We start from the raw sequence: 6,668 nt of genomic DNA, 5'->3' as shown, positions 1-6,668 counted from the left end.
TCGCAATCGGCCTGAAGTCGCTCGACGCCGGACAACGTGGCAGTGGCGGCGGGAGCACTGCCGTCGCGGCTCGCAGTCCGTTGGCCGTGGCAGGCGCAGTGGTGTGCTTCGCGGTCGTGCTCATCGCGATCGTCACCGGAATCCTCTTCATCATGCAGGGCTTCCTCAGCCACACATTCGGCATCGAGATCTTCTGATCCCGTGCGCCCTCACGAGCGGAAAGACATCACCGTGACTGCACCGACTCCATCCCTTCCTCAATCCATTCTTGACTGGCTTCGCGCCGGCTACCCCGAAGGCATACCGCCCAAGGACCGCATTCCGCTGGTCGCATTGCTACGACGCAAACTCTCGGACGCGCAAATTCGAGACATTGCCATCGGCGCTGCACTCGCAGAACTGAGCGACGTCAACAGTAACCAGGTGATCTCGAGCGACGAGATCAGCGCTCAGATCGCCGATCTGACGAGCCAGACTCCCTCGGACGAGGACATCGCGCGCGTTGCCTCCGTCCTTGCTGCCGCCGGGTGGCCCCTCGCTGATCTCGACAACCACTGAAGCTCGATTCGTTGAGTCTTCCACCACTTCTGGCTTCGATACTCGGCTGGCTGCGTGCCGGGTATCCGAACGGTGTGCCGGAGCAGGACTACGTCCCTTTGATTGCCCTGCTCCGGAGACAACTGTCCGACGACGAGATCGCCGTTCTTGCTGACGATCTCGTCGCCGGCTTTCCGCTTCCGGTCGATCCGATCGACTTTCCCGGTTCGGTCGATCCGATCGACATCGGCGTCCTCATCACCAAGGTCACCGACGATATTCCGCACGAATCGGACGTCGCTCGGGTGCGTGAACACTTGATTCGTGGAGGTTGGCAAATCGAGGCGCAACCTCCGGTCGACGACGCCTGACGGCATTACGGTAAATCAGACCAGTTTGATAACGAACCGGTAACGGTGCCGTCGAGGTCAATACAGACCACTTAGTGTCATAAGGAATTCCGCGCCTCGGGGGGCTCGGTCGGATTTCGGTGTGCAAGCACCTTTGGGGCGGGAGTGATACATGCACGAGGCTCAAACAGATTTGGCGAAGAACCCAGATATTTCGAACCCGGATATTTCGAGAAACCGCATTTCGAACCGAATCAAGCGTCGGATCCTGGGCCTCGCCGCGACAGCACTCGCACTCCCCCTGACCGCAGGCCTGATCAGCGGATCGGTAGCGACCGCAGCGCCCGCGCGTACCGCCCCGGCCGGTGGCTACGAGGAAGTGTTCGTAGACTCGTCGATGGGACCGATCAAGGTTCAGATCCAGTGGGCTTCGCGCGGCGGCAACGCGGCGCTCTATCTTCTCGATGGCCTACGAGCACGCGACGACCGAAACGCATGGAGTTTCGAGACCAACGCTCTCGAGCAGTATCGTGGCGACAACGTCACGCTGGTCATGCCGGTCGGCGGGCAGTCCAGCTTTTACTCCGACTGGTATGCGAACAGCAATTTGAATCGCCAGCCGGTCACGTACAAATGGGAAACCTTCCTCACCCAGGAACTTCCCGCCTATCTGGAATCGCGCGGCGTCTCCCGAACCAACAACGGTGTGCTCGGATTGTCCATGGGTGGCAGCGCGGCACTGACGCTCGCCGCCTATCACCGCGATCAGTTCAAGTTCGCCGGATCGCTCTCGGGATACCTCAACATCTCAGCTCCAGGCATGCGTGAAGCAATCCGCGTGGCCATGGTCAGCGCCGGGTCCTTCAATGTCGATGCAATGTGGGGACCGCCGTGGAACCCCGCTTGGCTCCGCAACGATCCCTTCGTGTTTGCACCCGAACTGGCTGGGCTCTCGCTGTACATATCCGCTGCGAGCGGCCTGCCCGGGCAGTTCGATCAACCGCGTCGGCCCGTCGACTTCGTGAATACCGGTAGTGCCATCGGGCTCGAGGCCCTTGCCTTGATGAACTCACGGGCATTCCAACTGCGCATGAACTCCCTGGGAATTCCGGCAACGTACAGCTTCCCAGCCAACGGCACTCATTCGTGGCCGTACTGGGGTGCAGAACTGTGGAAGGCCCGAGGCCAGATCCTCGACACCCTCAACGCTTGGTGAACTGACAACTACTCGATCACCGACAACCACAGGCCTCGACCGATATTCGGTCGGGGCCTGCGTCGTTCGACATCAGAGCGCGGCAAAGAGATCCACGGTATTGCCGTCGGGATCGAGAAGAACGGCGTAGCGCTGGCCCCACACGGCATCAAATGGCTCTTTATGTCCGGGGAAGTCGGCTGTGATGCGCTGATACGCCTCGTCGACTGCAGCGGGTGTCCCGAAATCGAAGGCCAAAGCGACGGGGTGTCGACCTTCCCCGACAGCGAAGTCCGGATCGAAGCTCGCGATGGTGGACAGCGCGTCCCAGGCCAGCCGAAGCCCACTGTCGAAAGTGAACTCCACGTGTGGAGCGTCAGCGGGTGTTGCCGGAATGTCGAGCCCGAGGGTTCGGTAGAACGCGAGGGAACGCGCGAGATCGTTGGTGACGATTCCGACGAGATCGAGTCTCGGAGAGACGGACACGGTATTTCTCCTGTTTCGGGTCGAGAAGTGATCGGCGAGTGTGTGACGATGATCTGATGACCGGCACTGACACCCTCGCTCTTGACGGTAGTCGGACGGTAGCGTCGAGTCTTGAACAAAACGGCCACACCTATGTCGAGACTCGGATCACCGGTTCGGCCGGCCTGTTCAGTTGCACGTGGAAAAGCATCAGCGAAGCCCATACGCCCACGGAAGCAAAGCGAATTCTTCCCGATCTCTGCGCCGACTTCATCGTCGACAGCACCGGAAAGTCGTGGCTCGTCGGACCTGCCACCGGTGCCGATCTGGTTTCGGTCGCCGCCGGTACAACCATGTGGGGCATCCGGATCAATCCACCGGCTCTGCGGAGCCTGCTCGGCACAGCTGCCGACGCGGTGCAGGATTCGAAGATCGCCTTCGACGACATCCTCACTTCCAGACAAGCGCGGGTACTTGCCGACGCCCTGCGCCACGAGGCAGTCGACGCTCACCTACTGGGCCAGTTGTGGCGCGGACTGGAACCCGACCACGGAATCGAGCGTGGTTACTCCGCGCTCATCTCCTCCCCTTCGACGCCGATACGAGAGATTGCTGCAGACCTCGGAGTTTCCGAACGTCATTTTCGACGCTCGATCACGTCGTCGGTCGGGCTGTCCCCCAAGCTGATTCAGAAGGTACAACGCATGCAGAATGTACTAGCTCTCAGCCGCGGCGCAGATCTGTCGTTGTCGTCACTGGCCGGTCGCGCCGGCTACGCCGACCAAGCTCACCTCGCGCGCGATACGCGTGCACTGGCAGGTCTGACACCGACTCAGCTACTGCGCGAGCACCGGTGACGATGAGCGAAGAACTGTTCGCCGCCCTCGATCACCTGGCTGCCACGTCAGCTGTCGTGATCGATCGCCCCCGAGGGTCGGCACACCCGCGGTACCCCGATGCGATCTATCCGCTCGACTACGGCTATCTCGACGACACGGTCAGCGCGGACGGCGGCGGAATCGATCTGTTCCGAGGCTCGGCCGTCGGCAACGGTGTTGTCGCCGCGGCCGTTATTGCCGACATCGTCAAGAAGGACGTGGAAGTCAAGATCCTTCTCGAATGTACTGCGCCTGAAATCGACACTGCCACAGCATTTCTCCGCGACGTTCTAGGTCTCGGTGCCACTGTCTTGCGGCGCGCCGTCAGCTGAGTTCGTCGAATCGCGGAACAAGATGCTCCGCAACCCACTTCGCTTCCTCGATCAGAGGCCAACCTGCCAGGATCAGTGCAGTCAAACCGGTTCGGCTGCGAAGCGTGCGTACCGAGTCCGTGATCGAATCCGGATCGCCGACGTAGTACACGGCCGATGACCCGGTGCCGAAGATGTCGAGGGGTGACCACGCCGTGATACCCGCGTACAGCCCGTCACCGACGTACAACTCCTCCGGTTCCGGAAGTCGGCCGGAGGCAATCTTGTCCGCCCAACCCTGTCGCTGAGCGTCGCGGGCGGTGAAGGTCTTGAGGTCTTGCTTCCCCTGAGTACGACGACGCACTGCGTTGTCCAAGACATGAGCGATCTGCTCGACGCCCGTCTTCTCGAACAACGAACGGAACCGGTCGTGCGCCTGCGCCTTGGTGGGGCGAACGATCACACCGGTGAGCGCACCGAAGTCGGTGAACTCGCGCCCGGCTGCCTCCGCCGCCGCCCGTGCGGCAGAGAATTTGTCTTCGATGAACGAAGTCTCGCGCAGCATCGCCAAGTAGGTGTCGAGCACCTTGCCTGAATTCGCCAGGCCTGCAGGCGAATCACCGGTACCCCACAGCGGAACCTGATGCCCAGCGGGCGCATCGATACGCAGTGGTGTGTTGGGAAAGTTCGACTCCGTGCCTTCGGCGTAGATGCGGCGGAAGTCCGCCCAGTACTGTTCCCCCAACTCGTAACGCTCGTCGTGGGGCACGTTCATGTCGTACTTGGTCAGGATGTTCTCGCGTCCGTTGACCGAGTTGATCAACAGTCGGCCGCCGCTGAAGGCGTCGAAAGTCAATGCCTTCTCCGCCAGCAGTCGCACCGGCGTCATGTTCGCGTAGACGGCGACGAGGAACTTCATGCGCGTGGTGTGCGCTGCCGCCCACGTCGCCGAGATGAACGGATCGTTCGGCCAGGTGGCAACAAGCGCACCTTCGAATCCGCCGTCGTCGATGGTCTTCGCGAGCTCGATCTGCCTGGCCCCGTCCACGGGGAACAGCCCACCGGGGCTCCACGGGTAGTCCCCGTCTGCCTGGGTGAGATACCAGAATGTCTTGATGCCCATCAGTTCTGCACTCCAGCCGGCAGGTCGAACGATTCGATTCGGGCACGCGAACGGATGGTGTCCGCATTCACGCTGTAGAGCGCGTCGAGGTATGCGACCGCGAAAGAACCAGGACCTGAGGCATTTTCCTCGGCGATCTCCGATGCCACGGCAACATGCGTATGCGCGGCAACCAATCCGTCCAGCGCGGTCGACGTGACGGCGAGGTAGGCAGCGACCAGGCCTCCCAGAGAGCAACCGGTACTGGTCACGCGCGGCAACAGAGCGCTGCCACCGGAGACTCGGATGCCCCGAACGTCGCCGCCACCATCGCGGCCGACGATGTAGTCGACCGGTCCGGATGCCGACACGGCATCCGCACGCTTCAGGAGTGACAGAGCGGCGGGCACTGCGTCGGCGGAATCGGAGGCACTGTCGACGCCGCGGGTGTCACCGCCGAGTCCGGCCAGAGCGATGATCTCCGATGCGTTCCCGCGGATGGCGCTGGGGTGAAAGCGCAGCAGATCCACAGCGATACCGCTCCGCCAGGGTAGTCCGCCGACACCGACGGGATCCAAAACCCATGGCGTACCGGCAGTTCGGGCCGCTTCTGCTGCTATCAGGAAAGCTTCGGCTGTCCCGTCGTCCGGCGTTCCGAGGTTGACGAGCACTCCCCCGGCGATGGCAGCGAACCCACCCGCTTCGTGGACGTTGTCGATGTGAGCGTTGCTTGCGCCGGCGGCGAGCAGAACATTGGTCAAGAAGTTCGCAGAAACGATGTTGGTCAGCGACTGGACGAGCGGTACCTGATCGCGGAGTGCGTCGATCGCCGACGCGACGGTTTCGACAGAGACAGTGTCAGACATGAGAATTCCTTCAGAACGGGAGGTAATTGAGGACTGCGGCGATTCAGGACCGCGGACATCGAACATCCGCAAGCGCGCCGCCGGGCTCACCGCCGACAACCATCGGCAAAGTCGGATCTGCAGTCCATTCCTCCAATGAACCGTCGTAGACCTTGACGTCCTCATAGCCGCCGCGGATCAGTGCGAGTGCTGTCAGGCACGCCGAAACTCCACCGCCGCAATAGATCACGACAGGTTCAGCGACGGGTGGTAGAACGTCAGCAGATTTCGACCGAACATCGTCCGCCGGAAGCATCCGGGCATCGGCGTCGAGAAGACCCTTCGCAGACAGATTCACACTTGACGGAATATGTCCGCGTCGCGAATATCGCGTCTTCTCCGTTCCCTCGTACTGCTCAGGCGCCAGCGCGCACACCAGCGTTCCGGCTTCTTCTCCTGCGGACAGTGAGGCAACGCGAGGTAGATCGACCCACAGGCCAAGGTCCGTCACACTCCAACGCTTCGACGCCGACGTGTGGGTGACGTCGTCGCCGCTCGCGAGGGCGAAGCCGCATCGAGTCCATTCGGCGAGGCCACCGTCGAGGACCCTTGCTTCGATGCCGGCGTTGCGAAACACCCACCAGAGCCGTGATGCCCAAGTGGTCGAACCCTGGTCGTAGATCACGATTGTCGCACCCGGTTCGATACCACTGGATTGGAGATCGGACATCAACTGCTCCGTTGACGGGCGTGTGAAATGCAGCGCCGCTTCCCTTTCGGAAAAGACGTCCATGAGGTCGACGTGTCGGGAACCCGGGATGTGCGAGGAAACCCAGCCGTCGTACCCGGACTCCGGGCGATAGTCGCCGTCGAATCGAGCGGGAGGAAAATGAACCGTCGCGTCGAGCACAGCGACGCCTCCCTCGCGCAGCATCGCGTCGAGTTCAGCAGCACTCACCAGCGGCGACGCGGTCTCTCCAGCCAC

Annotated in this window: 10 protein-coding genes; 6 read left to right on the top strand and 4 right to left on the bottom strand. The window is 61.9% G+C overall.

Annotation, left to right across the window (positions count from 1 at the left end):
- The 4 genes from ACYP01_RS18495 to ACYP01_RS18480 form a co-directional block, all read left to right on the top strand.
- Positions 1-197: hypothetical protein (locus ACYP01_RS18495; protein WP_459681643.1), on the top strand; the 197-nt coding region annotated here is incomplete at its 5' end.
- A 34-nt stretch (positions 198-231) separates the two neighbouring features.
- Positions 232-558, top strand: coding sequence for a DUF3349 domain-containing protein (locus ACYP01_RS18490; RefSeq protein WP_231915134.1), 327 nt, complete (start codon positions 232-234; stop codon positions 556-558).
- An 11-nt stretch (positions 559-569) separates the two neighbouring features.
- Positions 570-908: a DUF3349 domain-containing protein gene (locus ACYP01_RS18485; RefSeq protein ID WP_459681639.1), complete on the top strand. Its 339-nt coding sequence runs from the start codon at positions 570-572 to the stop codon at positions 906-908.
- Between the two features lie 151 nt (positions 909-1,059).
- Positions 1,060-2,103 carry an alpha/beta hydrolase gene (locus tag ACYP01_RS18480; protein ID WP_436382098.1) on the top strand — a complete coding sequence of 348 codons (1,044 nt, stop codon included), beginning with the start codon at positions 1,060-1,062 and terminating at the stop codon, positions 2,101-2,103.
- Between the two features lie 72 nt (positions 2,104-2,175).
- On the opposite strand, the gene ACYP01_RS18475 is transcribed toward ACYP01_RS18480, so the two are convergent.
- A complete protein-coding gene (locus ACYP01_RS18475) occupies positions 2,176-2,568 on the bottom strand; it encodes a VOC family protein (RefSeq protein WP_314676987.1) in 393 nt (130 codons plus the stop codon).
- 56 nt (positions 2,569-2,624) lie between these two features.
- Between ACYP01_RS18475 and ACYP01_RS18470 the strand changes: the two genes are divergently transcribed.
- Entirely contained in the window at positions 2,625-3,404 is a 780-nt protein-coding gene (locus ACYP01_RS18470) for a helix-turn-helix domain-containing protein (RefSeq protein WP_256931774.1), read from the top strand.
- 2 nt (positions 3,405-3,406) lie between these two features.
- Positions 3,407-3,757 carry an inorganic pyrophosphatase gene (locus tag ACYP01_RS18465; RefSeq protein WP_459681636.1) on the top strand — a complete coding sequence of 117 codons (351 nt, stop codon included), beginning with the start codon at positions 3,407-3,409 and terminating at the stop codon, positions 3,755-3,757.
- Here the strand turns inward: ACYP01_RS18465 and ACYP01_RS18460 are convergent.
- Genes ACYP01_RS18460 through ACYP01_RS18450 form a run of 3 tightly spaced genes read right to left on the bottom strand, consistent with a single transcriptional unit; the run spans position 3,750 to position 6,668 of the window.
- Positions 3,750-4,859 carry an LLM class flavin-dependent oxidoreductase gene (locus ACYP01_RS18460; RefSeq protein WP_073512202.1) on the bottom strand — a complete coding sequence of 370 codons (1,110 nt, stop codon included), beginning with the start codon at positions 4,857-4,859 and terminating at the stop codon, positions 3,750-3,752. The two genes, ACYP01_RS18465 and ACYP01_RS18460, sit on opposite strands and share 8 nt — an antisense overlap.
- Complete coding sequence (gene thiM / locus ACYP01_RS18455; RefSeq protein ID WP_050656432.1) at positions 4,859-5,704, bottom strand: hydroxyethylthiazole kinase; 846 nt, start codon at positions 5,702-5,704, stop codon at positions 4,859-4,861. The genes ACYP01_RS18460 and thiM overlap by 1 nt, the downstream gene beginning before the upstream one ends.
- A gap of 43 nt (positions 5,705-5,747) precedes the next feature.
- Entirely contained in the window at positions 5,748-6,668 is a 921-nt protein-coding gene (locus ACYP01_RS18450; RefSeq protein ID WP_073512201.1) for a sulfurtransferase, read from the bottom strand.

Source organism: Rhodococcus sp. no. 34 (assembly GCF_054589475.1).
The sequence above is the reverse complement of the archived record's forward strand: the minus strand, read 5'-3'. Positions and strand labels throughout refer to the sequence as shown.